This window comes from Tabrizicola sp. TH137 (assembly GCF_002855575.1).
In the GTDB taxonomy this organism is placed as follows: domain Bacteria; phylum Pseudomonadota; class Alphaproteobacteria; order Rhodobacterales; family Rhodobacteraceae; genus Paragemmobacter.
In genome coordinates this window covers 543,442-569,391 of the sequence record NZ_PKRQ01000001.1, presented here as the reverse complement: position 1 = coordinate 569,391, position 25,950 = coordinate 543,442, and the positions used below count along the sequence as shown (strand labels likewise).

Below are 25,950 nucleotides of genomic sequence, written 5' to 3'. Positions count from 1 at the left end.
TGACGACGGGCCCGCGCGTCGGCGGGCCCGATTTGCCTTGACGCAAGGGAAGGTTATTCGGGATCGACCCGATAAATCAATCTTTCGTCGCAGGGCGCCACGCGCAGGATGTTGGTCGTGCCCTGCACGTTGAAGGGCACGCCTGCGGTCAGCACGATCTGATCCTTCTCGGTGGCGAAGCCATAGGTCCGGGCGGCGCGGACGGCCGAGATGACGGCACCCTTGAAACGGTCCTGCTCTTCCGTGATGACGCAATGCGCCCCCCAGGTGAGCGACATGCGGCGGGCGGTTTCCATCAGCGGCGTCAGCGCGATTATCGGCACGCGGGGCCGTTCGCGGGCGACGAGGGCGACGGTGGTGCCGGATTGCGAGAAGCAGCAGATCGCCTTGATGTCGGCGCTTTCCGCAATCTCGCGCGCGGCGGCGACGATGCCATCGGCGACCGAGGTGCGGTTGACGTGGCGGCTGGCCTCGATGATCTGGCGATAGACGGCATCGCCTTCGACGCTGATCGCCACGTTGTTCATCGTGGTGACGGCCTCGACCGGGTACTTCCCGGCGGCGGATTCGGCCGACAGCATCACCGCATCGGCGCCCTCATAGATAGCGGTGGCGACGTCCGACACCTCGGCCCGCGTGGGCATGGGCGATTCGATCATCGATTCCAGCATCTGGGTGGCAACGATCACGGGTTTCGCCGCCGCCCGCGCGCCGCGCACCAGTTTCTTCTGGATCGGCGGCACGGAATGGACGGGCAGTTCGACGCCCAGATCGCCACGGGCCACCATGATGCCGTCGGACACTTCAAGAATGGCGTCATAGGCCTTTACCGCCGCCGGCTTTTCGATCTTGGACAGAACCAGCGCGCGGCCCTTGGCCAGATCCTTCGCCTCGATCACATCCTCGGGGCGCTGCACGAAGGAGAGGGCGAGCCAGTCCACGCCCAGTTCGCAGGCGAACTCCAGATCCTTGCGGTCCTTGTCCGAAAGCGCGGCCACCGGCAGCACGACGTCGGGGACGTTCACGCCCTTGCGGTTGGAGATGGTGCCGCCCACGGTGACGGTGCAATTGGCGAAATCCTTGCCGCAGGTATCGACGCGCAGGCGGATCTTGCCGTCATTGACCAGCAGCGAGGCACCGGGTTCGAGCGCGGCGAAAATCTCGGGATGCGGGAGCTGCACGCGGGTCGCGTCGCCCGGCGTGGGGTCAAGGTCCATGCGGAAGGCGGCGCCTTCGGCCAGGTCCTCGCCCGCCGGATTGGCAAAGGTGCCGACGCGCAGCTTCGGCCCCTGAAGATCGGCCAGAATGGCGATGGGGCGGCCGGTATCGGCCTCCACCTGGCGGATGATGACATGGCGCGCGCGGATATCGTCATGCGTGCCGTGGGACATGTTCAGGCGGAACACGTCGGCGCCCGCCTCGAACAGGGCGCGGATGGTTGCGTAATCGCTGGAGGCCGGTCCGAGAGTGGCCACGATCTTGACGTTCCGAAGGCGTCTCATATGCCTCGTTCCTTATGCAGTTCTTCATTTTGTCGTGGGCCGAGGCGGGTTATGGCGCAATCGGGGGCCTGCCGCAACTGGCGGTTTCCTATTCGTCAGAATAAATGACGAAGTGATGAAGGTGGCAGGGGGTCGGCGGGGGTGAGTGCCTATCGGATCATCGGTGAAGGGCGGCCCGGGCGCTGGCTGGTCACCTGCGACCATGCGACGAACCGGGTGCCGGATTGGGTGGCGGGGGGCGATCTGGGGATCGGGCCGGCGGATATGGGCCGCCATATCGCCTATGACATCGGCGCGGCGGGGGTGGCGGAGGCGCTGGGCGAAGCGCTGGACAGCCCGGTGGTGCTGTCGGATTTCAGCCGCCTGGTGATCGACCCGAACCGGGGCGAGGATGACCCGACGCTGGTGATGAAACTCTATGACGGCACGATCATCCCGGCGAACCGGCATATTGGCGCGGGTGGCGTGGAAGAGCGGCTGGAGCGGCTGTATCGCCCCTATCACGCGGCGCTGGCGCGGCTGGCGGGGCGGCGGCCGGATGTGGTGATCGTGGCGGTGCATTCCTTCACGCCCTGCCTGAAGGGGCGCGCGCCCCGGCCCTGGCATGTGGGGGTGCTGCATTCGCATCTGGATGAACGGCTGAGCCGCGCGCTGATCGGGGTGCTGCGCGAGGAGGCCGATCTCTGCGTGGGGGATAACGAGCCCTATTCGGGCCATCTGCCCGGTGATGCGATCGACCGGCACGCGCTGCGCTGGGGGCGGCAGAATACGCTGGTCGAGGTGCGGAACGATCTGATCGCGACGCCCGAGGCGCAGGCGGAATGGGGCGCGCGGCTGGCGCCGCTGTTGCAGCGGGCGCTGGCGCGGGTGGACTAGGCGTGGTGCGTGCCAAGCACGCACCCTACGGGCGGCGGTAGGGTGCGTGCTTGGCACGCACCGGCGCATGGCGGGGCTGGTTGCTTGGGACCGGAGGTCCTACCTATGGGAAAACGGAGGAACGAGCCATGGCGGATATCGACGACGCGACAATGCAGGCGCTGGAAGCCGCCGCCTATCGGCGGCTGCGCGATCATCTGCGCGCGCGGACGGATGTGCAGAACATCGACCTGATGAACCTTGCCGGGTTCTGCCGCAACTGCCTCAGCCGCTGGATGGCCGAGGCGGCGGAAGAGGCGGGCGTGGCGCTGGGCAAGGAAGAGGCCAAGACGCTGGTCTATGGCATGCCCTATGACGACTGGAAGGCGCTGCATCAGGCCGAGGCGAGCGAGGCGCAGAAGGCCGCCTTCACCGAGGCCTTCAAGACGCATGGGTGACCCTGGCCGAAGGTCGGTGCCGGGGGGCGGGCCGCTCAAAGGCGGGCGACGGATGCCGTAACGGTTTCCGGGAAACCGGGATGCTCTGCGGTGCTGGAACTTCTTTTCTATTCGCTGGGCATGCCCCTGATCCTAGGGGCGATGACCTGGCAATCCTACATGGAGGCGAACCCGCAATCGCCCGATCCTGAAACTCTGCCCGTTGGCGGGGACGATATCCTGTCAGGCACCGAGGCCGCCGATTCCCTGCATGGTCGGGGCGGCAATGACGAAATCAGCGGTCTGGGCGGGGATGACCTGCTGCTGGGCGGGGCCGGGGCCGATACGGTTCTGGGCGGTCCGGGGGCCGATACCATCTGGGGTGGCGAGGGCGATGACCTGCTGCTGGGCGGCACGGGCCATGACATGATGGGCGGGGGCGCGGGGGCGGACCGGCTGTTGGGCGGTGCCGGGAATGATTCGATGACCGGCGGCGCGGGCGCGGACAGCCTCTTCGGCGGGGCGGGGGATGATCTGGTGACGATCTGGCCGGAACTGGCCGGCGACGAGGTGTTTCTGGAGGAGGGCGACGACTGGCTGGACGGTTCGGCGGCGCTGGCCGGGGTGCTGGGCCGCGGCGGGGCCGGGGCGGACCGGCTGATCGGCGGGGCGGGTGCAGACACGCTTTGCGGCGATGGCGGGGATGATGTCATTCTGGGCGGGGCCGGGGCGGATGTGCTGGAGGGTGGCGCAGGCGCGGACCGGCTGGATGGCGGGGCGGGGAACGACATGATCACCGGAGGGACGGGGGCGGACAGCCTGATCGGCGGCGCGGGCGAGGACCGGCTGATCGCCGGGGCGGGCGACTGGCTGGCGGCGGGCGAAGAGGCGGACCGCATTGATCTGGTGGTGGCCGAAACACCGCTGGCGGATTGGGCGGCGGCGCAGGCCGTGCTGTCGGATTACGTTCCGGGGCTGGACCGCGTGGTGGTGGAGATTGCGGGCTGGGACGACCTGTCCAGTCTGAGCCTGCGCTTTGACGCGGCCGGGGCGGATACGCTGGTCAGCCTGGTGGACAGCGACCCGGCCGCCCTGTCGGAAACGGCCCTGTTGCGGATCGAGGGCGTGGCGCTGGCGCAGGTGCTGCGGGATGATTTCCTGCTGGTGCGGCGGGCCGGCTAGGGCGGCGCGGGATGGGCAGGCCCCGGATGCCGCGCTGACAGGCCCTGACAGGCCATTGTCCACGAATCGGGGGGGGCGTATGCCGCAGGCGCGGGAGTTGTTTCCAATTCCCTAACAATACCCCGCGAAATCAAAAGAATCTTGGCCGAATCAAGGCAGCGCCCTTAGCCTTTCGCCGTGGTTCCGTTTCCCTTGCCGAGGTTTTGTCATGAGTGCGTTGTTGCTGTTGCTGGCCGGTCTTCCCCTGATGTCGCTGATGGGCGGCGATGGGGATGACGAGGCAGATGGGTCGGATCTTTCCGATGCCGCAGGGGACATGGCCGATCAGGCCACAGTCTCGGCCACAGAGGCCGATGCGGCGACGCTGCGGACGGCGGATGTCACGGCGGCGGCAGATGCCCAGTTCCTTGGCGGCACGGTGCGGGCGGATACGATCTTTGGCCAGACGGGCGATGACACGATCCTTGGCTATGGCGGGGATGACTGGCTTCAGGGCGGTGCGGACAATGACCGCATCTTCGGCGGCGTCGGGGCCGATATCGGCATTGGCGGCAGCGGCAATGACCTGCTGATGGGCAAGCTGGGCGATGACTCGCTGACGGGCGGGCTGGGGGCGGATACGCTCTTTGGCGGCTTTGGCGAAGATGCGCTGAGCGGGGGCGAGGGAAATGACGTGCTGGCCGGGGGCGCGGGCAATGACCTGTTGCAGGGCGGCGCGGGCGATGATGCGATCGGTGACGGGGCCGGAGTGGATACGGTCTTTGGCGGCGATGGCGCGGATCGGGTTAAGGCGGTGGGCGATGCCGCGGTGGATGCCTTCTTCCTTGGCGCTGGCAATGACGTGCTGGACGGGTCCGATGATACGGGCGCGATGGTCGGGCGCGGCGGGGATGGCGATGACACCCTGACCGGCGGGGCGGGCGGTGACGGGCTGTTTGGCGATCTTGGCGCGGATGACCTGTTCGGCGGGGCGGGGAATGACACGCTGGATGCCGGGTTCGGCGATGACAGCGTGGAAGGCGGGGCGGGCCTCGACACGATTCTGGGCGGGGCCGGGAATGACACGCTGCTGGGCGGGGCGGAGAATGACAGCCTGAGCGGCGGGGATGGCGACGACGTGCTATATGGCACCAACCGGCAGGGCGCGCCGGGCACGGCGACGGGGACGGATACGCTGGAAGGCGGGGCGGGGAACGATATCCTGCGGGTGGATGGCGCGGATCGCGTGACTTTGGGCGCGGGGGCAGATCAGCTTGTCGCCGTCGATGCCGAGAACATGGTGGTGACGGATTTCGACCCGGCACAGGATGTGATCGACATCCGCTATACCGGGGCGACGCGGCCCGTCCTGACGCTGGAACAGGCGGATGGCGCGGTGCTGGTGCGGCTGGATGGCGAGGTGGGGCTGCGGCTGGAAGGCCAGACCCTGACCGCCGTGCAGGGCGTGCAGTTCACCTTCGGCCGCTGGAACGTCGGGGCCTAGGGAAGCTGGGGCCGGGCAGCGGTGCGGCGGCGGTCAGACCGCCGCCTTGCGCATCTCTTCGATGTAAAGCTCGCGCAGGCGGGCGGTGACGGGGCCGGGTTTCCCGGCACCGATCTGCGCGCCGTCGATTTCCACCACGGGCATGACAAAGATCGTGGCGGCGGTGGCGAAGGCCTCGTCGGCCTGCTTCACCTCTTCCACCGTGAAGGGGCGTTCCTCCACCTCGAACTGCGCCTCGGCGGCAAAGCGGAGGACGGCGGTGCGGGTGATGCCATGCAGGATGTCGTTCGAAAGCTGCCGCGTGATGATTCGGTTGCCCTTGATGATATAGGCGTTGTTCGAGGTGCCTTCGGTGACATGGCCATCCTCAACCATCCAGGAATCATCCACCCCGGCCTTCTTGGCCATCATCTTGGCCATGGAGGGGTAGAGAAGCTGCACCGTCTTGATGTCGCGGCGGCCCCAGCGGATGTCGGGCACCGAGATGACCTTGAAGCCGGTCTTTGCGGCGGGGGCATCGGCGAGGGTGGGGATGGCTTGGGTAAAGGCGACGATGGTGGGTTTCACCGACCCGTCGGGAAAGAGGAAGGACCTGTCGCCGGGATTGCCGCGCGTCACCTGAAGGTAGATCATCCCCTGGTCGATGCCGTTCCTCCGCACGAGTTCGCGGTGCATCTCCAGTAGGTCATCGTCAGAGCAGGGGGCCTGCATCTCCAGTTCCGACAGGCTGCGATGCAGGCGGCGGGTGTGGCCGTCGAAATCAATGAGCTTGCCATCAAGGACGGAGGTCACCTCATAGACCCCATCCGCCATCAGGAAGCCCCGGTCGAAGACCGAGACGGTGGCCTGATCCTCGGGCAGGTAGGTGCCGTTGACATAGACGGTGCGGGTCATGGGGCTCTCCCTGCGCGAGTGGATGGGTGGGGTTTGGGCGCAAGGGGGGCGGGGGTCAAGGGGGAAGTGGGCACCTGTCCGGCAGGTGAAGGGCAGATATTGCCGATACCAGAGTAATGATATACATTTAAAATGTATATCCAAAGGCGCGGAGGTGGTCATGCAGGTTGCGAAATGGGGGAATTCGCTGGCGGTGCGGCTGCCTGCGGAACTGGTGCGTGAACTGGGTTTGCGCGAGGGTGACGAGGTTTCGCTGCGCCCTGAGGCGGGTGGTTTCGCCGTGCAGCGCGAGGCGCGGCCAGAGGAGGTTCTGGCAGGGCTGCGGCGGTTTCGCGGGCGGCTGGCTGCGGGGGATCGTCTGAGCCGCGACGACGCCAATGGGCGGTGACTTCATCGACAGCAATGTGATCCTCTACCTGCTGGATGACGGGCCGAAGGCGGATAGGGCAGAGGCCGTGCTGGCGGCAGGTGGCACGATCAGTGTTCAGGTGCTGAACGAGGTGCTGGTGAACTGTGTGCGCAAGGCAGGCATGGACTTGGCAGAGGCAGGAGAGTTTCTGGCCGGGATCAGGCGTCTGTGTCCGGTCCTGGACCTGACGGTCGAGGTCCATGATGCCGGGCGGGCAGTGGCGGCGCGATACGGTTTGTCCGTCTATGATTCGATGATCGTCGCGGCGGCGCTGGTTGCAGGCTGTGATCGGGTGCTTTCGGAAGACATGCAGGATGGGCTGGTCGTGGAGGGGGTGCTGCGGGTGGTCAATCCGTTTGCGTGACACGCGGGCCAACCGTGACCTGTCGAGCCGGTCCCCGGCCTGCCCCGGAACCTGCAAGGCGCAGGTGGAGGCCCCGGATCAAGCTTGGGGTGGGGTCTGATCTGGGTCTCAATTGGTCTGCTTATCCCCACAGCGCCGCTTCTGGTGGATGCACCCCTTCGTCATCATAGCGTAGCGCGGGTTCACGGTCGCGGGCCAGCAGGAGGGGGCCGTCCAGATCGGTGAAGGTGGCCCCTTGCGCGGGCAGGATCGCCGGGGCCATGGCGAGCGAGGTGCCGACCATGCAGCCGACCATCAGGGGCAAGCCCGCCGTGCGGGACTCTTGCACCATGAGCAGCGCTTCGGTCAGCCCGCCGGTCTTGTCGAGCTTCAGGTTGACCATGTCGTATTTGCCGCGCAGCGCGGGCAGGCTGCGGCGGTCATGGGCGGATTCATCGGCGCAGATGGGGATGGGGTGGGGGATCTCTGCCAGCAGGTCATCGGCCCCGGCGGGGAGCGGCTGTTCCACCAGTGCCACGCCAAGGCGGAGGAGGTGGGGGGCGAGGTCGGTGTAGATCTCGGGTGTCCAGCCTTCGTTGGCGTCGATGAGGATGGTGGAGCTGGGCGCGCCCTCGCGCACGGCCTCCAGCCTTGGCATGTCGTCGGGGGTGCCGAGCTTGATCTTCAGCACCGGGCGGTGGGCATTCTCTTGCGCTTGGGCGCGCATGGCATCGGGCGTGTCGAGTGACAGGGTAAAGGCGGTGATGCGGGGGCGGGGTGCGGGCAGGCCCGCGAGGTGCCAGACACGGCTGCCCTGCGATTTCGCCTCCCAATCCCAGAGCGCGCAATCCACGGCGTTGCGCGCCGCGCCGGGGGGCAGCGCCTCTTGCAGCGCGGCACGGGTGATGCCTTCGGGCAGGCTGGCGATCTGGGCCAGCACGGAGTCAGACGTTTCGCCATAGCGGGCATAGGGGACGGATTCGCCGCGCCCGGTGATGCCGCCCCGTGTGACGGTGACGGTGACCACCCGCGCCTCGGTCTTGGACCCGCGCGAGATGGTGAAGGCGCGGGCAAGGGGGAAGGTGTCGAGCGTGGCGGTGATCATGGGGCACTCCCTTTGGCCGGAGGGGGCGGGAGCGGGGGTGCGCTGTCAAGTCATGCTGCACCTGCGAAATGGCGCTTGCGCAGCGCAGCGCAAGAATATAACCCTGAAGCAGCCTGATCCGAAATTTCCTTACGAGACGACCATGAGCTTCCGCCTGCAACCCCCCGCCCCCGCCCGCCCGAACCGTTGCCAACTGTTCGGCCCCGGATCGCGGCCCGCGATCTTTGCCAAGATGGCGGCGAGCGAGGCGGATGTGATCAACCTCGATCTGGAGGATTCGGTTGCGCCGTCGGACAAGGCCCAGGCGCGCGAGAACATCATCGAGGCCATCTCGGCCGTGGATTGGGGGCGCAAGACGCTTTCGGTGCGGATCAACGGGCTGGATACGCCGTGGTGGTATCGCGATGTGGTGGACCTGCTGGAAAAGGGCGGCGCGCGGCTGGATCAGATCATGATCCCCAAGGTGGGCTGCGCCGAGGATATCTATGCCGTCGATGCGCTGGTGACGGCGGTGGAACGCGCGATGGGGCGGACAAAGCCGATCGCCTTCGAGGTCATTATCGAATCGGCGGCGGGCATTTCCCATGTGGAGGACATCGCCAAGGCCAGCCCGCGCTTGCAGGCGATGTCGCTGGGGGCGGCGGATTTCGCGGCCAGCATGGGGATGCAGACAACGGGCATCGGCGGGACGCAGGAAAACTATTACATGCTGCGCGAGGGTGCGAAGCATTGGTCGGACCCGTGGCATTGGGCGCAGGCGGCCATCGTGGCGGCCTGCCGCACCCATGGCATCCTGCCGGTGGACGGGCCTTTCGGCGATTTCAGCGATGATGAAGGCTTCCGCGCGCAGGCGCGGCGGTCGGCCACGCTGGGCATGGTGGGGAAATGGGCGATCCACCCGAAACAGGTGACGCTGGCGAATGAGGTCTTCACCCCGTCGGAACAGGCGGTGGCCGAGGCGCGGGAAATTCTGGACGCGATGGAAGCCGCCAAGGCGCGGGGCGAGGGTGCGACGGTCTATAAGGGCCGTCTGGTGGACATCGCCAGCATCAAGCAGGCCGAAGTCATTGTCCGGCAGGCAGAATTGATCGCCGGTTGACGCAAGGTAAGCAATGAATCGTTGACAGGTCGCCTGTCCAGCGGGCAGGCTTTTGTAACCGAAGCGTTAAATTCGGGCGCTTTGAAAAGATTACCCGCGCTGCGACCCACGGGGAGAGGAGGCCCCGCGCAGCAAAGGGGAGGACGCACGCCCCGTGGCAACCCCACGGGGCGCTGCTGTTTCCGGGGTGCGGATTTGGCGTAAGTCCCTGACCTCAAACAAGAAAAATCGAGATACTTCGGCAGGCCCCGATCCTTTGCTAGCGCAGGGTCCGGTGTCATGCGGAGGATGTCATGCGGTTTCTGGTCTGGATATGTGTCGCGCTGCTGCTACTGGCGGGGCTGGTGTTTCTTGTGGGATGGCTTTTGCCCGCCACGCGGGAGGGACGGGCAGAGGTGGTGATTGCGGCGCCGCCCGCGCAGATCGTGGCGGTGATCGCCGATGTGGAGGCGCAGGCCGCCTGGCGCGCGGGCATCGCGGCGGTGGAGCGGACGGGCGACGGCTGGACCGAGGTGACGGCGCGGGGGGAGCGGATATCCTTCGTGGCGGAGGAGATGGGCGAGGCGCGCATCCGCCTGCGCTTTGCCTCGGATGCCGGCTATTCGGGGACATGGGAGGCGGTGCTGGTGCCGGACGGGGACGGCACACGGATTTCGGTGGTGGAACGGGCAGAGGTGCCTTCACCGCTGGGCCGGATTCTGGCGCGGCTCTTCTTTGATCCGGAGGCTTTTGCCACTACTTATCTTGCGGCGCTGAAGTCGCGTGTGGAGGGTATGTGATGACGGAGAAGAAGAAGAAACCGACCGATTGGCGCAAACGCTTTGGCGCGGCGAAGGACCCGCATGTGGTGATGCTGCATGCCGATTTCGCGGGGGTGAAGGCGGGGAACACGATGCTGATTTCCTCGCCCGGCGAGATTGCCAACTACCTCGCCCGTATCCCGCAGGGCGAAACGCGGACGATGGACCGGCTGCGCAACGAATTGGCGCGCAAGGCGGGGGCCAATGCGATGTGCCCGGTGACGACGGCCATCTATCTGCGCGTGGTGGCCGAGGTGGCGCTGACCGATCTGGCCGAGGGCAAGTCGCTGGATCAGGTGGTGCCCTTCTGGCGGGTGGTGACGCCCGACAGCAAGGTGGCCAAGAAACTCTCCTGCGGGCCGGACCATGTGGCGCATCTGATCGCGCTGGATCAGGGGCAGGCGGCGGGATAGGGCCGGGCGCAGGCGCGGGCGAGTTGCATCTTGCCCCGCCTCTGGCCATATAGGGGCGATCCGTCTGGAGACTGTCCGATGAACTATCTGGAATTCGAAAAGCCGCTGGCCGAGATCGAGGGCAAGGCGGAAGAGCTGCGCGCCATGGCGCGGGGCAATTCTGGGATGGATGTGACCAAGGAGGCCGAGGCGCTGGACCGCAAGGCGGAGGCGCTGCTCAAGGACCTCTACAAGGACCTGACGCCCTGGCGGAAATGCCAGGTGGCGCGGCACCCGGACCGGCCGCATTGCAAGGATTACATCGACGCTCTGTTCACCGAATTCACCTCGCTGGCGGGGGACCGGAACTTTGCCGATGACCATGCGGTGATGGGCGGCGTGGCGCGGTTCAATGATCAGCCGGTCGTGGTGATCGGGCATGAGAAGGGCAACGACACCAAGTCGCGCATCGAGCGGAATTTCGGCATGGCGCGGCCGGAAGGATACCGCAAGGCGATCCGCCTGATGGATATGGCGGACCGGTTCCGCCTGCCGGTGGTGACGCTGGTCGATACGCCCGGCGCCTATCCGGGCAAGGGCGCGGAAGAGCGGGGGCAGGCCGAGGCGATTGCCCGGTCCACGCAGAAATGCCTGGAGATCGGCGTGCCGCTGATTTCCGTGGTGATCGGAGAGGGCGGGTCGGGCGGGGCGGTGGCCTTTGCCACGGCCAATCGCGTGGCGATGCTGGAACATTCCGTTTATTCGGTGATCTCGCCGGAAGGCTGCGCCTCCATCCTGTGGAAGGATGCCGAGAAGATGCGCGAGGCGGCCGAGGCGCTGCGCCTGACGGCGCAGGATCTGCAAAAGCTGGGCGTGATCGACCGCATCATCAAGGAACCGCTGGGCGGCGCACAGCGGGGCCGGAAGGAAACCATCGAAGCCGTGGGCAAGGGCATCGAGGCGATGCTGAAGGAACTGGCGGGGAAGAAGCCCGACAGCCTGATCAAGGAACGCCGCGCGAAATTCGTGGATATGGGGTCGAAAGGGCTGGCCGCATGAATGCCTGGCTGATCGTCCTGATCGCGGGCTTGCTGGAAACCGGCTGGGCGCTGGGCCTGAAATATTCCGACGGGTTCACCAAGCCGATCCCGTCGATCCTGACGGTGATCGGGGCGGCGGCCTCCTTCTGGCTTCTGTCCATCGCGATGAAGGACCTGCCGGTCGGCACGGCCTATGCCGTCTGGGTGGGGATCGGCGCGGTGGGGACGGCGATCCTGTCGGTCTTCCTGTTCGGGGACCCGGTCAATCTGATGCGGGTGGTGGGCGTGCTGCTGATCATCGCGGGGATCATCGCGCTGAAATTCGCCTGACGGCGTGGGGTGGAACCCCCGGGGCGCTGCCCCGGACCCCGGAGTATTTGGGCCAAGATGAAGCCGAGGGCAAAGAAGAAGGGGCGGACAACCGGACCGCCCCTTGCTTTTCTGAACCGCTGCCTCAGGCCGCCGCGCGGCGGGTGCTGAGCACGCGGGACATGGTTTCGCCCATCGCGGAGGGGTTCGGCGCGATGGTGATGCCGGCGGCGGAGAGGATTTCCACCTTTTCCTGCGCGCTTTCGCCGAAGGCCGAGATGATCGCCCCGGCATGGCCCATCTTGCGGCCCTTGGGGGCGGAGAGACCGGCGATATAGGCAACGACGGGTTTCGTCATGTGATCGCGGGCATAGATCGCGGCCTCGGCCTCTTGCGGGCCACCGATTTCGCCGATCATCATCACGGCATCGGTTTCCGGATCCGCCTCGAACAGTTCGAGGATGTCGCGGAAGGAAGACCCGTTGATCGGGTCGCCGCCGATGCCGACCGAGGTGGAGACGCCGATGCCCAGCGCCTTCATCTGCGAGGCCGCCTCATAGCCCAGCGTGCCGGAGCGACCGACGATGCCCACGCGGCCCGGCATGTAGATATGCGGCGGCATGATGCCCATGAAGCCCTTGCCGGGCGAGATGATGCCCGCGCAGTTGGGGCCGACGAGGCGCATCTTGCGGTCGGCGGGATAGCGTTTCAGGAAACGCTTCACCTTCATCATGTCCTGCGACGGGATGCCGTCGGTCACGCAGACGGCGGTCTTGATGCCGGCATCCGCGGCCTCCATGATCGCATCCGCCGCGAAGGGCGGGGGCACGAAGACGAGGGAGGCTTCGGCCCCCGTCGCCTCCACCGCCTCGCGCACGGTGTTGAAGAGCGGGCGGTCCAGCAGGCGTTCGCCGCCCTTGCCGGGGGTCACGCCGCCGACGACATTGGTGCCGTGCTTGATCATGTCTTCGGCATGGAACTGGCCGATGCGGCCGGACATGCCCTGCACGATGACGCGGGTCTTTTCGGTGATGAGAATGGCCATGGCGTTTCCCCCTTACGCGGCGAGTTTCTGGCGCGTGGCGACGGCCTTGCGGGCGGCGTCTTCCAGCGTGTCGGCAGTGATCAGCGGCAGGCCGGATTCATCAATGATGCGGCGACCTTCCTCGACATTCGTTCCTGCAAGGCGGACGACGACGGGCAGGGTCAGCCCAAGCTCGCGATAGGCCAGCACCACGCCTTGCGCGACCCAGTCGCAGCGGTTGATGCCGGCGAAGATGTTCACGAGGATGACGCTGACGTTACGGTCGGCCAGCACGGTGCGGAAAGCCCGCACCACCCGCTCCGGGCTGGCCCCCCCGCCGATATCGAGGAAGTTTGCAGGCTCCCCCCCGGCGAGTTTGATCATGTCCATCGTGGCCATCGCGAGGCCCGCACCGTTGATGATGCAGCCGATATCGCCATCAAGGCCGACATAGGCGAGGCCGTGGTCGCCCGCCGTGCTTTCGCGCGGGTCTTCCTGGCTGCGGTCGCGGAGTTCCGCGATTTCCGGGCGGCGGAAGAGGGCATTGGTGTCGAAGGACATCTTGGCGTCAAGCGCGACAAGGTCGCCCGCGCCGGTGATGACGAGCGGATTGATCTCCACCATCATGGCGTCGAGATCGCGGTAGGCGCGGTAGCAGGCCTTGAGGATGTTGACCATCTGGGCGATCTGGCCGCCCTTCAGGCCAAGCTGGAAGGCCAGTTCGCGCGCCTGGAACTCCGACAGGCCCACCGCCGGGTCGATCGTCATGCGGCGCAGGCTGTTGGGGTCGCTTTCGGCGAGATCCTCAATCTCCATCCCGCCATGGGCGGAGGCGACGATCATGATGCGTTCGGATTTCCGGTCGAGGACGAAGCCGAGGTAAAGTTCCTGCTTGATGTCCGATGCGCCTTCGACCCAGAGGCGATAGACGCCCTTGCCATTGGCATCGGTCTGCTTGGTGACAAGCTGCTTGCCGAAGAGGGTGGCGGCGAATTCCTGCACCTCGGTTTCAGACCGGCAGAGTTTCACCCCGCCCGCCGCGCCACGGCCGCCGGAATGGATCTGCGCCTTGACGACCCAGGCATTGCCACCCAGTTCGCGGGCGCGATAGCCCGCCTGTTCGGGGCTGTAGGCCAGGCCGCCGCGCGGGACGGGCACGCCGAAGCGGGCGAGGATTTCCTTGGCCTGATATTCATGAATGTCCATTCGGTATTCCTCCCTCTTTGAGCGGGGATGGGCGGATCGCCCATCCTACGGGCCTGTAGGATGGGCCATTGGCCCATCCTCCGGCTTGGGTCACTTCCCGGCGATGGCCTCGGCGATCACCAGAACGTTGCGCGCCATCTTTTCCGATGCCGCGTCGATCATCTTGCCGTCGAGGCTGGCCGCGCCCTTGCCCTGGGATTCCGCGATCTTCAGTTCCTCGATGATGCGCTGCGCCTTGGTGACCTCGGCCTCGGTCGGGCTGAAGACCTCGTTTGCCATGGCAACCTGCGACGGATGGATGGCCCATTTGCCTTCGCAGCCCAGGGCTGCGGCACGGCGTGCCCCTTCCTTGTAGCCTTCGGGATCGGAGAAATCGCCGAAGGGGCCGTCGATGGCGCGCAGGCCATAGGCGCGGCAGGCGATGACCATGCGGCTGATGGCGGCGTGCCACTGATCGCCCGGATAATGCGGGTTCAGACCGCCGATATTCGTGGTGCGGGCGCGCATCGAGGCGGCATAGTCGGCCACGCCGAAATGCAGCGCCTCAAGCCGGCCGCCGAATTGCGCGATGCTTTCGACATTGGCCATGCCGAGCGCGGTTTCGATCAGCGCCTCCAGCCCCACGCGGGTGGTATAGCCCTTGGCCTGTTCGATCTGGTTGACCATCGCCTCGACCATGTAAAGGTCATCGCGCACGCCGACCTTGGGCACGAGGAGCGTATGCACGCGGCTGCCCGCCTGTTCCATCACATCGACCACGTCACGATACATGTAATGTGTATCCAGCCCGTTGATGCGGACCGAAACGGTCTTGCCCTTGGCGGCCCAGTCGATGTCATTCAGGGCCTGGATCGCGTTCTTGCGGGCCTGTTCCTTTTCCGGGGGAGCAACGGCGTCTTCCAGATCAAGGAAGACATAATCGGCGGGGCCTTGGGCGGCCTTGTCGATCATCGTCGGGTTGGAGGCCGGGACAGCGAGTTCCGAGCGCTGCAGGCGTTGACGCCGCAGCGGGTACAAAGTGTGGGACATGATTTCCTCAGGTGGTTATTCGGCGGCGATGCGGCTTGCGCTGCGGGCGCTGCGCTGCACCGCGCGGGCGACGGGTTCGGCATAGACTTCCTGCGCGGCGGCAACGCCCGATCCAAAGCGGATCTGCGCCCCGGCGGCGGCAAGGCACAGTTCGGCGATGGAGATGGCCGAGAGGCACATGCCTTCGTTCAGGTCGCCCAGATGGCCGATGCGGAAGACCTTGCCGTTCAGCGGGCCGAGGCCTGCGCCGAAAGAGCAGTTGTAGCGGTCATAGGCGATGCGGATCACGTCGCGCGCATCCACCCCCTGCGGCACGCGGATCGCGCTGACCGTGTCGGAGTAGAGCGAGGGGTGTTCGGCGCACAGCTCCATCCCCCAGGCGGCAACGGCGTTGCGGACACCGGTCGCCAGGCGCCGGTGACGGGCGAAGATGTTTTCCATGCCTTCGTCCAGCATCCGGTCCAGCGATTTGCGCAGGCCGTGGAACAGCGGGACGGGCGGGGTGTAGGGGAAATAGCCGGTGGCGTTGACGCGGGCCATGTCGGCGAAGTCGAAATAGGCGCGGCGCATCTTGGCGGTTTCGGCCATCGCCATCGCCTTGGCCGAGACGCCGATCATGCCAAGCCCTGCGGGCAGCATGAATCCCTTCTGGCTGCCGGTCACGGCAAGGTCCACGCCCCATTCATCCATGCGGAAGTCGATGGAGCCGATGGAGGACACGCCATCCACAAAGAGCAGCGCATCGTGGAAGGATTCGTCCAGCGCGCGGCGGACCTGCGCCACATCCGAGGTGACGCCGGTGGCGGTTTCGTTATGGGTGACGAAGACGGCCTTGATCTTGCCATGCCGGTCATTGCCCAGGATGCGGGCGAATTCATTCGCCGGGCAGCCCGCGCCCCAGGCCAGATCGACGATTTCCACATCAAGGCCCAGCTTGACCGCCATATCGGCCCAGAGCAGCGAGAATTGCCCGTGCCGCGCCATCAGCACCTTGTCGCCGGGGTTCAGGGTATTGGTGATCGCCGCTTCCCAGCAGCCGGTGCCCGATCCGGGGAACATCATCACGGTGCCGGTTTCGGTTTTGAAAACCTTTTTCATGTCAGCGAAGAGGTTCAGCGTCAGGTCGCCGAAATCCGGGGCGCGGTGGTCCTGCATCGGGACGATCATCGCCTGACGCACCGACTCCGGCACATTGGTCGGGCCGGGGATGTAAAGGTGCTGGGTTCCGGTCTTCATGGTGATCCTCCCGCTTGCATCGGCTGTTCTGTTGGAAGGACAGATGCCACTGCCTGCGATTCAGGCAAACCGAAAGCGGGTTCTGCTGTGAATGCGAGAATTTACAAAGCTTGTAATTTGTAATATTGTAAACATGACGAAGCCAGATATGTGTGCGACGGTATGCAGAAAACCTTCATCGGCCCGCATCTGCGGCGGCTGCGGATCGAGCGGGGCGAGACGCAGAGCCAGATGGCCAAGGCGCTGGGGATCAGCGCCTCTTACGTCAACCTTCTGGAGAACAACGAAAGATCGGTTTCCGTCTCGGTCCTCTTGCGGGTGTTCGATGTCTATGGTGTGGATTGGCGGGAAATCGCGGATGAGGATGGCACCAGCCAACTCGCCGATCTGCGGGCGGTGATGCAGGATCCGCTGTTTTCGGACACTCGGCCAGATCTTGCCCAGATGCGCGCGGCGCTGGTTCATGCGCCGGGGCTGGCGGCCTCTTTTCTGCGGTTGCACAGTGCCTATCAGGCGGCGACAGATCAGCTTCTGGCCCTGACCGAGGGGGAGGCGCCGCAAATCCTGTCAACGCCCGAGGCGGCGGTGCATAACGAATTCCGCAAGCACCGGAACCATTTCCGCGAGTTGGAAGAGGCGGCAGAAGGCTTCTGGGGCAGCGTGACGGTGGAACCGGACGAGATCTATGTCGCGCTGAAGCGGCGGCTGCGGGGGCGGGTCGGCGTCACCGTCCGGCTGGTGCGGGTGGAGGATCTGCCCGGCACCCTGCGCCAGTATGACGAAGGGCGGCGCGAAATCCTTCTGTCCGAGGCGCTGGATCACACCAACCGCATCTTCCAGCTTGTGCATATGGCGGGGCTGCTGGAACAGCGGGCGCTTCTCGACTCGCTGGTCGCAAGGTCGGGCATCACCGATCCGCGCGGGGTGGCGCGGCTGCGGGTGGAACTGGCGAATTATTTCGCCGCCGCCGTGCTGATGCCCTACGAGGCCTTTCTGGCCGAGGCGCGGGCGACGAAATACGATCTCGACCATATCGCCACGCGGTTCGGCGTCAGTTTCGAACAGGCCTGCCACCGGGCGACCACGCTCCAGCGCGAAGGGGCGCTGGGGGTGCCGTTCTTCTTCCTGCGGATCGACAAGGGCGGGAATGTCACGAAGCGGTTCAATGCAACGGGCTTCCATCTGGCCGAACATGGCGGGGCCTGCCCGCGGCTGGATGTGCATACGAGTTTCCGCACGCCGGGGCGGATCGTCCCGCAATTCGTGGAGATGCCGGACAAGTCGCAATTTTTCGTCTTTTCCCGCACGGTGGACCGGCCCACCTGGGCGCGCCACGCGCAGGACAACCGCCTTGCCGTGGCGATGGGCTGCGCCATCGAACACGCGCCCGAGATCGGCTATGCCGAGGCGTTTTCGGTGACCGGCGCAAGGATGACGCCGGTCGGGATCAACTGCCGCATCTGCCCAAGGTCCGGCTGCGACCAGCGGGCGCATCAGGCGGTGGTGCTGTCCCAGCCGGTGGATGAAAAGCGGCGCGGCGCAACGCGGTTCGAGGTGTGACTCACCACATCGTGCCCTTGGCACGGTCGGCCCAACCCGCGTCATAGGCCGCGCCGTCGATCTGGCCCGCCGTCGCCTCGTCCAGCATCTGGCCGATGCTGGGCAGGCCTGCAGACTGGTCGCCCCCGGTCCAGAGCCCGGCGCGCAGCACGGCGCGGGCGCATTGCGAATAGACCTCGGCAATGGCGATCACGATGACGCTGCGCGGCTGCAGCCCGTTGCGGTCGAACCTTGCGCGCAGGTCGGGATCGGCGGTCAGCCGGGCGGAGCCGTTGACGCGCAGCAGGTTCTTCCAGCCGGGGATGAGAAAGCACAGGCTCACCCGCCCGTCGCGCACGATGTTGCGCAGGCTGTCGATGCGTTCGTTGCCCTTCCAGTCCGGCAAGGCGAGGGTGCGGTCGTCCAGCACGGCGACGACCGGGCCGTCATCGCCACGCGGGCTGCCATCCGTGCCTTCTGGGCCAACGGTGGAGAGGATGCAGAAGCGGCTCCGCTCCAGCACGGCGCGGTAGGATGGGATGAGATGTGCCACGACCTTGCGCAGCGCCGGATCAGAAGGCGTGCCATACTGGGCGTGAAGGTCATCCAGCGTGGTGATCCAGTGCATGCCCCTCTCCCGTCCGCTCAGGCCGCCTTGGCATAGGTGAACCCCGCCTCGGCCATCAGGGCGTCCGAGGCGGTTTCCACCACCCGCTCCAGTTCCGCCATGAAATCGGCGACGGATCGGCCCGGGACGATGGCGGGCAGGAACTCCACCACGGCGAGGCCGGGCCTGCGATAGATGCCGTGGCGCGGCCAGAATACGCCCACATTGGTGGCGGCCGGGATGCAGGGCTGCGCCAGTTGCTGATAGAGCAGCCCGGTGCCCACCTTGTAGGGCAGGGCCGCGCCCGGCGCGACGCGGGTGCCTTGCGGATAGATGATGAGCTGCCCCGGAACGGCGGACCCGGCGGCGACGGCCTTCTTCATCTCGGCGATGGCACGGCCCTTCTTGCCGCGATCCACCGGGATGCAGCCGATCCGCCAGGCGTAGAAGCCCAGAAGGGGCGCCCATTTCAACTCCTTCTTCATGATGAACTTCGGCCGGGCGACGACCGAGCAGATCAGGATGATGTCGAAGAAGCTTTGATGTTTGGAGGCGATCAGCACTTCGCCCTGCGGGACGGTGCCGCGAATTTCGGACCGCAGGCCCACCATGTGGCGCGCGGAAAAGCGCACCCAGCGGCAATAGGTGCGGATGCCCGCCCAGGCGCCGTTGCGGCTGGCGATGGCATAGGGGGCGAAGGCGATGGCCAGCACCAGCATCGCCAGATACATCTGGGCGATGAAGAGCAGCGACATCAGCCAGCGCAGCGGATAGGTCATGGCAGTTCCCGAAGCTTGCGGAAGGCCGCGGCGCGCGTGGCCAGCAGCGCAACCAGCGCCGCCACCGGGGGTAGCAGAAGCGGCAGCAGCCATCCAGCCCCCTGAAAGCCGAGGCCGGTGAGGAAGCCCCCCGCCTCGTCCACCGGGGGCAGGAGGGCGATGCCGATCATCCCGGCCACGGCCCCGATGGCCGACCCGGCCAGCGCCCGCAGGGTAAAGCGGCGGACGAAGGCGGCGGCGATATAGTCGTCCTGCGCCCCCACCACCCGCAGCACGCGGATGACCTGCGCATTGGCGGCAAGGGCGGCATTGGCGGCCAGCGTGATCATCGCCGCCATGGCCGCGCCGATCAGCAGGATCGACAGGCCGCCCAGCAGATTGAGCCGCGCGGCAGCGGTAGCCAGCGGGCGGCGCCAGCGGGTGTGATCGTCCAGCACGGCGCCCGGCGCTTCGGCCAGCAGGCGCTGGCGCAGCCCTTCGCCGTCATAGCCTTCGGGCGCCTCTGTCACCTCGACAAGCCGGGGCAGGGGCAGGGCGTCAATGGGCAGATCGGGGCCGAACCAGGGGGCGAGCAGGGCCTTCTGTTCGTCATCGCTCAGCGCGCGGGCCTCGGCGATGCCCGGCGTGGTGCGCAGCACCTCCAGCACGGCGGCGGTCTGGGCCTGCATCTGGTCGGCCGGGGCCGAGATGCGGATGGTCGCGGTGCGGGCCAGCGCATCCGACCAGCGGTCCGCCAGCCGGTCGGCGGCCATCGACAAGGCCAGCGCGAAGACGGCGAGGAAGGTCATGGCGCCGGCGGTAAAGCCGGTCAGCCAGGCAGTATGGCCGGTGGGCGGGACCACGCGGTCGGCCTGCCGGTCGGGCGTCAGGAACAGGCGGAGGCGGTCGATCACAGGTCCGCCCCCGCAAGCTGGATGCGGCGGTTGCGGATGCGCAGGACCCGCGCCGCGACCTGGTTCTTGGCGGTGCGGATCAGGTTCATGTCATGGGTGGCGACGAGGATGGTCTTGCCCATCTTGTTCAGTTCCACCAGCAGGGTCAGCAGGCGCAGCGACATCTCCCAGTCGAGGTTGCCGGTCGGTTCATCGGCAAGGATCACATCCGGCCCCATGATGACCGCCCGCGCCAGCGCCGCGCGCTGCCTTTCGCCGCCCGAAAGCTGCGGCGGCAGGGCGTCGGCCAATTGGCCGAGGCCAACCCAGGCGAGAAGGTCGGTCAGGTCGCGCGGATCGCCCGCCTTGCCCGAAACCGTCAGCGGCAGGGACACATTCGCCGCCATCGGCAGATGGTCGAGGAATTGCACATCCTGATGCACCACCCCGATCCGCCGCCGGGTGCGCGCCACATCGTCGCGCGACAGGCTGCGGACATCGCGGTCAAAGATCGTCACCCGGCCTGCCGTGGCCTGCAATTCGGCATAGGCCAGTTTCAGGAATGTCGTCTTGCCCGCGCCGGAGGGTCCGGTCAGGAAATGGAAGGACCCCGGAGAAAGACGCAGGGTGACCTCAGAAAGAAGCTCTCCCCCGCCGTAATTATAGGCGACGTTGTCGAAGGCGATCACGGGTATTCACTGCCCCTTGCTTGCGGGCCCTTGCTTGCGCGCGCAGCATTGCCCAAGGTGGCCCCGGTTGCAATGCGGCCTGACTTGCAGTTGTGGTGCTTGTGGGTTGGTGTCATCCTGCGGTGACGGTGGGTGTTTTCCGGCCCTTGGCCGGGGGTGAACTTGGGGATCGAGGGAAATGCGGCTCATCTGTCCGAATTGCGATGCGGAATACGAGGTGGAGGAATCCGCCATTCCGGATACCGGGCGGGACGTGCAATGTTCGAATTGCGGTCATGCCTGGTTCCAGCTTCCGCCCGAGATTGAACTGGCGCTGGAACAGGAAGAAGAGCTTTTCGGCCAGGTGGCAGAGGCCGATCCGGCCCCCGCACCTGCGCCCCCACCTGCGCCGTCGCCTGTGGCCGAGGCTGCGCCGGTGACGGCATCGGCTGCGGCCAGTGCTGCGCCGCAGCCTGCCGATCCCGAGGCGGTGCTGGCCGCGGCGGCCCGGTCCGCCCCGCCCGCGCCCGCCCCGCAAACCGCCCCGCCCATGGCCGAACTGCCGCGCCGCCCCCTGGATGACAGCCTGATGGCGATCCTGCGCGAAGAGGCAGAGCGCGAAGCCGCAGCCCGCCGCATCGAAGGCAGCGCCATCGAGACGCAGCCCGATCTGGGGCTGGCCGCCCCGCCCGCCGCCGCGCCTTCGGCCACGGCCGCCGGGTCTGGCCTTGCCGGGGCCGCGCGGCGCATCGCGCAGATGCAGGGGATCGACCCCGATGCCCCGCCCCCCGCCCCGCCCCGCCCGGCGGCCCGGCGCGACCTTCTGCCGGATATCGAAGAGATCAATTCCTCGCTCAAGGGCAGCGAACTGCCGGTCGCGGACCTGTCCGAAGACCGCAGCCAGACCCCGGCCGCCGAAGCGCGCGGTTTCCGCAGCGGCTTTGCGCTGGCCCTGATGGTGGCGGTCCTGCTGCTTGCAGCCTATGTGGCGGCGCCGCTGATCAAGGCGCAGATTCCGGCGCTGGCCGGGGGCATGGATGCCTATGTCTCTGGCGTGGACGGGCTGCGCCTCTGGCTGGATGGCATGATGCGCGCGGCGACAGACATGGTGCGCGGCCTGACCGCCGCCGATGCCGGCGTGGCGGGCGGCTGATCCCTGCCGCCCGGCCTATGCCGCCCGACCCCCGTCAGAACTGATCCAGAAGGCGACGCAGATAGTCGCGTTCGCTTTCCGGTCGGGCCTGTTCGCCGGACCGGCGGCGGATTTCATCCAGAATGTCCTGCGCGCGGCGATAGACATCCTCGCCCTGAAGCATGTTGCGATCCGAACCGATGCGGGCGGAATTGCCCGGCTCGCGCCCCAGAGGATCGCGCTGGCCATTCGGATCGGCCTGCCCGAATTCCTGGCCCTGTTCGGCATTGCCCTGCTGCTGCTGGTCCTCGGCCATCGCTTCGCCGAGTTGCTGCATCCCGTCGCGCAGCGCCTCCATCGCCTCTGCCTGACGGTCGAGCGCGCCGGGAAGATCGCCCTCGCGCAGCGCCTCTTCCGCCTCTTCCATCGCGCGGCCGGCACGATCAAGCTGGCGGCGGCCCTCTTCGCCATTCTCGCTGCCATCGCCGGGCAGCGGGCCGTTCTGCAACTGGCCCAGACGGTCGCGCAGGTCCTGCTGGCGTTCGGCGAGGCTGCGGCCCTCGGTCTGGCCCTCCTCCCCGCCCTCGCCCTGCTGCTGCCCTTCGCCCTGACCCGGACGCTGGCCTTCATTGCCTTCCTGCCCGTCCTGAAGATCGCGGAAGGCATCGTCGGACAGGCCCTGCTGGCCGCGCAGCGTGTCCTGCAATTCGCGCATGGCCTGCTGGCCGGGGCCGCCCTGGCCCTGACCCTGGCCTTCGCCCTGCGCCACCTGCATGTTTTCCATAAGCTGGCGCAGCATTTCCATCAGTTCCTGCGCCTCGGCCATCCGGCCCTCTTCCATAAGGCGCTGCAATTCATCCAGCATCTGCTGAAGCTGGTCGCCCGACATCTCCATCCCTTCCATGTTCTGGGAAAGCTGGCTGTCGGGGTTGCGCTCGGCCTCTTCGGCCAGTTCGCGCATGTAATCGTTCATCGCCTCGCGCAATTCCTGCATGAGTTGTTCGATTTCGGACTGGTCGGCCCCGTTCCGCATCGCCTCATCCAGCCGGTCCTGCGCGCGGCGCAGCCGTTCCATGGCCGAGGCAAGGTCGCCTTCCTCCACCAGCAGGGCGATTTCCCACAATTCGGCGGCGAAGGCATCGCGGGCGTCGGGCGAGAGGCTCACCTGCTGCGCCTCCAGATCCCGCATCAGGACGCGCAGGCGCAGATAGGCGCGCTGGTTGCGGATCAGGTCTTCGGGGCGATGGGTGACGGCCTTCAGGATCTGCGCGGCACGCGGGGCGTTGGCGGTGGTCCAGAGAAGATCGCGCCGCATCTCGATCAGCGCCGCCGCCAGCGGATCGAAGAAACGCTTGGCGGGCAGGGTCAGGCGCACCGGTTCGGCGCTGCCTTCCTGGCCGGCGGCATCGGCGACGGTGAAGGTCATGGCGACGGGCAGATTGGCGAAAGGATGCTGCGACAGGTCATCGACCAGCGTTTCGGAAATCTGCGCGCGGTCGCCCGTCATCGGCATCGGCAGGTCAAGCACGACGGGATCACGCGGTTCGGGATCGGCGGCAAGGCCGAAGCGGCGGTCGATGGCAGGCAGGTCCAGCGCGATGCTGACCCGGCCCGCGGCCACGCCGTAATCATCGGCCGCGGTGAATTCCATGGTGAACTGGCCATCCCCCTCGCGCTCGGCGGTGGAGGACGGGGTGACAGAGGGGGCCATGTCCGGCGTCGCCGTGATGCGCCAGCTCCGCCCGCCCGGCCCGCCGACGGTGACCTCGCCACTGCGGAGCAGCGTGAAGTCGTGCAGCGGGTCCGAGGCGGGGGGAACATCCGTCCCCGTCCGCCCCGAGACGGTTTCCGACAGCGTCAGTTCGCCCACCTCGCCATAGAGGCGGAATTGCAGGCGGGTGCCGACGGGCAGGTCCAGCGCGCCTTCGGCAATGTCATTCAGATAGAGCGAGGGTTTGCCCGTATAGGCGGGCGGCTGCGCCCAGCCTTCCCAGGCGGGACCGGCGGCAAGCTCGTTCCCTGCCCCAGGTGCCAGCGCCTCGACCGAGGTGACGCGCCAGAGCGAGCCGAAGATCATCGCCATGACAAAGGCCGTCAGCGCGACATAGCGCAGGGCGAAAGGGTCGCGCCGGGCAAGTTTCAGGTCGGGTTCCACAGGGCGCGCAGCGGCGGCACGGGCCGCCATCCGGGCGCGATGCGCCTGCCAGACAGCCAGCGAGGCCGGATCATCGCCACCGATCGCCTGCGTATCAGTCAGCGCGGCGATGGGCTGGCCGGGAAGGCGGGAATCAAGCCGGATCAGCGCCTCTGCCCGCGAGGGGGCGCGGAAGGCGCGCAGCCCGCGCCACAACGTGGCCAGCGCCGCCACGATGGCCATGACCAGCGCGAACCAGGCCGCTTCCAGCGGAAGATGATCCTGCACGCCGAAGGACAGGGCGGAAAGCGCGATCAGCAGGACGGTCCAGAACGGCCAGAAGCAGCGGACCAGCCGCTCGGCCCACATGCCCAGCAGCGTCAGCCGCAGCGGGCGGGAAAGGGCGGAAAGCGGGCTGTGCTGATCCTGTTCCATCCGTCGGGGCGGGGCCTCTGTCGCTTGGGGCGCGGCCTTGCCGCCTTACAACCATGCGGGGATGGTATCTCGGTTCAGGATTTCGTCAAAGGTCGGTCTTTCCCGAATGACGGCGAAGTGATCCCCTTTCACCAGCACCTCGGGCACCAGCGGGCGGGAATTGTATTCCGAGGCCATCACCGCCCCATAGGCCCCGGCCGACCGGAAGGCGACCAGATCGCCCTCGCCCACCAGCGGCAGGTCGCGCGCCTTGGCGAAGGTGTCGCCCGTCTCGCAGACCGGGCCGACCACATCGAAGGGCCGGGTCGGGGCGGCGGGCGGCGGTTCGACCACCGGCACGATGTCATGATGCGCGCCATACATGGACGGGCGCACCAGATCGTTCATCGCGGCGTCGAGGATCAGGAAATCCCGCCCCTCGCCGTTCTTGACATAGATGACCGAGGCGACCAGCAGCCCGGCATTGCCGGAAATCAGGCGGCCGGGTTCGATCTCCACCTCGCAGCCCAGATCGCCCACGGTGCGCTTGATCAGCGCGCCGTAATCGGTGGGCAAAGGCGGGGCTTCGTTCGACCGCGTATAGGGGATGCCCAGACCGCCCCCCAGATCGAGGCGGCGGATGTCATGGCCTTCGCTCCGCAGGCGGCGGGTCAGGTCCGCCACCTTGAGATAGGCCTGTTCGAAGGGTTCCAGCTCGGTCAACTGGCTGCCGATATGGACGTCGATCCCGATCACCTCGATCCCCGGCAGGCGGGCCGCTTCGGCATAGACTTCGGAGGCCCGGGCGATGGGGATGCCGAACTTGTTTTCCTTCTTGCCGGTGGCAATCTTCTCATGCGTGCGGGCGTCCACGTCGGGGTTGACGCGGATGGTGATGGGGGCGGTCACGCCCAGGGACATGGCCACTTCGGACAGGGCGCGCAGTTCCGGTTCGCTTTCCACGTTGAACTGCCGGATGCCGCCGGTCAGGGCCAGCCGCATCTCTTCGCGCGTCTTGCCGACGCCGGAAAAGACGATCCGGTCCCCCGGCACGCCCGCCGCCCGCGCCCGGCGGTATTCCCCGCCCGAGACCACATCCATCCCCGCCCCAAGGTCCCCCAGCAGCTTCAGCACGGCCACGTTGGACAGCGACTTGATGGCAAAGCAGACAAGATGCGGCAGCGGCGAAAGCGCCTCGGTGAAGAGGTGGTAATGCCGGGTCAGCGTGGCGGCGGAATAGACATAGAAGGGCGTGCCCACCTGCGCCGCGATATCAGCGACCGGCACATCCTCGGCATGCAGGGTGCCGTTGCGATACAGGAAATGGTCCATCCCTCGGCCCCTGCGGAAAACACATGTCGCCCGTTGCTATAGCAGACCCGCCGGGGGGCGCAATTCGCGGCTGGGGCCGAAAAATTTTCATGCGAAAATTTTTCGCTCCGCTCTGCCTTGGCAGAGCG

26 protein-coding genes are annotated in these 25,950 nt (G+C 66.9%); 13 read left to right on the top strand and 13 right to left on the bottom strand.

Features of this window, described 5'->3' with window-relative positions; genetic code table 11:
* Positions 1-53 precede the first annotated feature (53 nt).
* Positions 54-1,502: a pyruvate kinase gene (gene pyk, locus C0V75_RS02855; RefSeq protein ID WP_101919372.1), complete on the bottom strand. Its 1,449-nt coding sequence runs from the start codon at positions 1,500-1,502 to the stop codon at positions 54-56.
* 141 nt (positions 1,503-1,643) lie between these two features.
* On the opposite strand from pyk, the gene C0V75_RS02850 reads away from it, so the two are divergent.
* The 4 genes from C0V75_RS02850 to C0V75_RS02835 all read left to right on the top strand — a co-directional run bounded on the left by C0V75_RS02850 (position 1,644) and on the right by C0V75_RS02835 (position 5,459).
* Positions 1,644-2,378 carry an N-formylglutamate amidohydrolase gene (locus tag C0V75_RS02850; RefSeq protein WP_101919371.1) on the top strand — a complete coding sequence of 245 codons (735 nt, stop codon included), beginning with the start codon at positions 1,644-1,646 and terminating at the stop codon, positions 2,376-2,378.
* A gap of 137 nt (positions 2,379-2,515) precedes the next feature.
* Positions 2,516-2,815 carry a DUF1244 domain-containing protein gene (locus C0V75_RS02845; RefSeq protein ID WP_216821403.1) on the top strand — a complete coding sequence of 100 codons (300 nt, stop codon included), beginning with the start codon at positions 2,516-2,518 and terminating at the stop codon, positions 2,813-2,815.
* A 90-nt stretch (positions 2,816-2,905) separates the two neighbouring features.
* Complete coding sequence (locus C0V75_RS02840) at positions 2,906-3,976, top strand: calcium-binding protein (protein ID WP_101919369.1); 1,071 nt, start codon at positions 2,906-2,908, stop codon at positions 3,974-3,976.
* 208 nt (positions 3,977-4,184) lie between these two features.
* Complete coding sequence (locus C0V75_RS02835) at positions 4,185-5,459, top strand: calcium-binding protein (protein ID WP_101919368.1); 1,275 nt, start codon at positions 4,185-4,187, stop codon at positions 5,457-5,459.
* A 33-nt stretch (positions 5,460-5,492) separates the two neighbouring features.
* Here the strand turns inward: C0V75_RS02835 and C0V75_RS02830 are convergent, their stop codons facing one another.
* Positions 5,493-6,353, bottom strand: a complete 861-nt coding sequence (locus tag C0V75_RS02830; RefSeq protein ID WP_101919367.1) for a D-amino-acid transaminase — start codon at positions 6,351-6,353, stop codon at positions 5,493-5,495.
* A 160-nt stretch (positions 6,354-6,513) separates the two neighbouring features.
* On the opposite strand from C0V75_RS02830, the gene C0V75_RS02825 reads away from it, so the two are divergent.
* Both C0V75_RS02825 and C0V75_RS02820 read left to right on the top strand, forming a co-directional pair.
* Entirely contained in the window at positions 6,514-6,741 is a 228-nt protein-coding gene (locus C0V75_RS02825) for an AbrB/MazE/SpoVT family DNA-binding domain-containing protein (RefSeq protein ID WP_101919366.1), read from the top strand.
* Entirely contained in the window at positions 6,731-7,126 is a 396-nt protein-coding gene (locus C0V75_RS02820; RefSeq protein WP_101919365.1) for a PIN domain-containing protein, read from the top strand. The genes C0V75_RS02825 and C0V75_RS02820 overlap by 11 nt, the downstream gene beginning before the upstream one ends.
* Before the next feature lie 121 nt (positions 7,127-7,247).
* On the opposite strand, the gene dgcA is transcribed toward C0V75_RS02820, so the two are convergent.
* The gene (gene dgcA / locus C0V75_RS02815; RefSeq protein WP_101919364.1) at positions 7,248-8,210 is read right to left on the bottom strand and encodes an N-acetyl-D-Glu racemase DgcA; all 963 of its coding nucleotides are present in this window, start codon (positions 8,208-8,210) and stop codon (positions 7,248-7,250) included.
* A gap of 142 nt (positions 8,211-8,352) precedes the next feature.
* On the opposite strand from dgcA, the gene C0V75_RS02810 reads away from it, so the two are divergent.
* From C0V75_RS02810 to C0V75_RS02790, 5 genes are all read left to right on the top strand, one after another.
* Positions 8,353-9,309: an L-malyl-CoA/beta-methylmalyl-CoA lyase gene (locus C0V75_RS02810; RefSeq protein ID WP_101919879.1), complete on the top strand. Its 957-nt coding sequence runs from the start codon at positions 8,353-8,355 to the stop codon at positions 9,307-9,309.
* 293 nt (positions 9,310-9,602) lie between these two features.
* Entirely contained in the window at positions 9,603-10,088 is a 486-nt protein-coding gene (locus C0V75_RS02805; protein ID WP_101919363.1) for an SRPBCC family protein, read from the top strand.
* Positions 10,088-10,522: a hypothetical protein gene (locus tag C0V75_RS02800; protein WP_101919362.1), complete on the top strand. Its 435-nt coding sequence runs from the start codon at positions 10,088-10,090 to the stop codon at positions 10,520-10,522. The genes C0V75_RS02805 and C0V75_RS02800 overlap by 1 nt, the downstream gene beginning before the upstream one ends.
* A 78-nt stretch (positions 10,523-10,600) precedes the next feature.
* Positions 10,601-11,560, top strand: coding sequence for an acetyl-CoA carboxylase carboxyltransferase subunit alpha (locus C0V75_RS02795; RefSeq protein ID WP_101919361.1), 960 nt, complete (start codon positions 10,601-10,603; stop codon positions 11,558-11,560).
* On the top strand, positions 11,557-11,871 hold the full coding sequence (locus C0V75_RS02790) for a multidrug efflux SMR transporter (protein ID WP_101919360.1): 315 nt from the start codon (positions 11,557-11,559) through the stop codon (positions 11,869-11,871). The genes C0V75_RS02795 and C0V75_RS02790 overlap by 4 nt, the downstream gene beginning before the upstream one ends.
* A gap of 124 nt (positions 11,872-11,995) precedes the next feature.
* Here C0V75_RS02790 and sucD read toward each other — a convergent pair whose 3' ends face one another.
* The 4 genes from sucD to C0V75_RS02770 form a co-directional block, all read right to left on the bottom strand.
* Positions 11,996-12,895 (bottom strand): succinate--CoA ligase subunit alpha, encoded by a 900-nt coding sequence (gene sucD / locus C0V75_RS02785; protein WP_101919359.1) that lies wholly within the window; start codon positions 12,893-12,895, stop codon positions 11,996-11,998.
* Positions 12,896-12,907: 12 nt separating this feature from the next.
* Positions 12,908-14,080, bottom strand: a complete 1,173-nt coding sequence (locus tag C0V75_RS02780; protein WP_101919358.1) for a malate--CoA ligase subunit beta — start codon at positions 14,078-14,080, stop codon at positions 12,908-12,910.
* Between the two features lie 90 nt (positions 14,081-14,170).
* The gene (locus C0V75_RS02775; protein ID WP_101919357.1) at positions 14,171-15,109 is read right to left on the bottom strand and encodes a CoA ester lyase; all 939 of its coding nucleotides are present in this window, start codon (positions 15,107-15,109) and stop codon (positions 14,171-14,173) included.
* Between the two features lie 15 nt (positions 15,110-15,124).
* Positions 15,125-16,345 carry an alanine--glyoxylate aminotransferase family protein gene (locus C0V75_RS02770; RefSeq protein WP_101919356.1) on the bottom strand — a complete coding sequence of 407 codons (1,221 nt, stop codon included), beginning with the start codon at positions 16,343-16,345 and terminating at the stop codon, positions 15,125-15,127.
* 162 nt (positions 16,346-16,507) lie between these two features.
* Between C0V75_RS02770 and C0V75_RS02765 the strand changes: the two genes are divergently transcribed.
* On the top strand, positions 16,508-17,905 hold the full coding sequence (locus tag C0V75_RS02765; protein ID WP_101919355.1) for a short-chain fatty acyl-CoA regulator family protein: 1,398 nt from the start codon (positions 16,508-16,510) through the stop codon (positions 17,903-17,905).
* 1 nt (position 17,906) lies between these two features.
* Here the strand turns inward: C0V75_RS02765 and C0V75_RS02760 are convergent, their stop codons facing one another.
* Genes C0V75_RS02760 through C0V75_RS02745 form a run of 4 tightly spaced genes read right to left on the bottom strand, consistent with a single transcriptional unit; the run spans position 17,907 to position 20,831 of the window.
* Positions 17,907-18,512, bottom strand: a complete 606-nt coding sequence (locus C0V75_RS02760; RefSeq protein ID WP_101919354.1) for a pyridoxamine 5'-phosphate oxidase family protein — start codon at positions 18,510-18,512, stop codon at positions 17,907-17,909.
* 17 nt (positions 18,513-18,529) lie between these two features.
* A complete protein-coding gene (locus C0V75_RS02755; protein ID WP_101919353.1) occupies positions 18,530-19,270 on the bottom strand; it encodes a 1-acyl-sn-glycerol-3-phosphate acyltransferase in 741 nt (246 codons plus the stop codon).
* Positions 19,267-20,160, bottom strand: a complete 894-nt coding sequence (locus C0V75_RS02750; protein ID WP_173861038.1) for an ABC transporter permease — start codon at positions 20,158-20,160, stop codon at positions 19,267-19,269. Before C0V75_RS02750 ends, C0V75_RS02755 begins: the two co-directional genes overlap by 4 nt.
* Positions 20,160-20,831 (bottom strand): cell division ATP-binding protein FtsE, encoded by a 672-nt coding sequence (locus tag C0V75_RS02745; RefSeq protein ID WP_101919351.1) that lies wholly within the window; start codon positions 20,829-20,831, stop codon positions 20,160-20,162. The genes C0V75_RS02750 and C0V75_RS02745 overlap by 1 nt, the downstream gene beginning before the upstream one ends.
* Positions 20,832-21,009: 178 nt before the next feature.
* Between C0V75_RS02745 and C0V75_RS02740 the strand changes: the two genes are divergently transcribed.
* On the top strand, positions 21,010-21,963 hold the full coding sequence (locus tag C0V75_RS02740; protein WP_101919350.1) for a zinc-ribbon domain-containing protein: 954 nt from the start codon (positions 21,010-21,012) through the stop codon (positions 21,961-21,963).
* A gap of 34 nt (positions 21,964-21,997) precedes the next feature.
* Here the strand turns inward: C0V75_RS02740 and C0V75_RS02735 are convergent, their stop codons facing one another.
* Both C0V75_RS02735 and lysA read right to left on the bottom strand, forming a co-directional pair.
* The gene (locus C0V75_RS02735) at positions 21,998-24,511 is read right to left on the bottom strand and encodes a TIGR02302 family protein (protein ID WP_101919349.1); all 2,514 of its coding nucleotides are present in this window, start codon (positions 24,509-24,511) and stop codon (positions 21,998-22,000) included.
* Between the two features lie 45 nt (positions 24,512-24,556).
* Positions 24,557-25,822, bottom strand: coding sequence for a diaminopimelate decarboxylase (lysA, locus tag C0V75_RS02730; RefSeq protein WP_101919348.1), 1,266 nt, complete (start codon positions 25,820-25,822; stop codon positions 24,557-24,559).
* Positions 25,823-25,950: the final 128 nt, after the last annotated feature.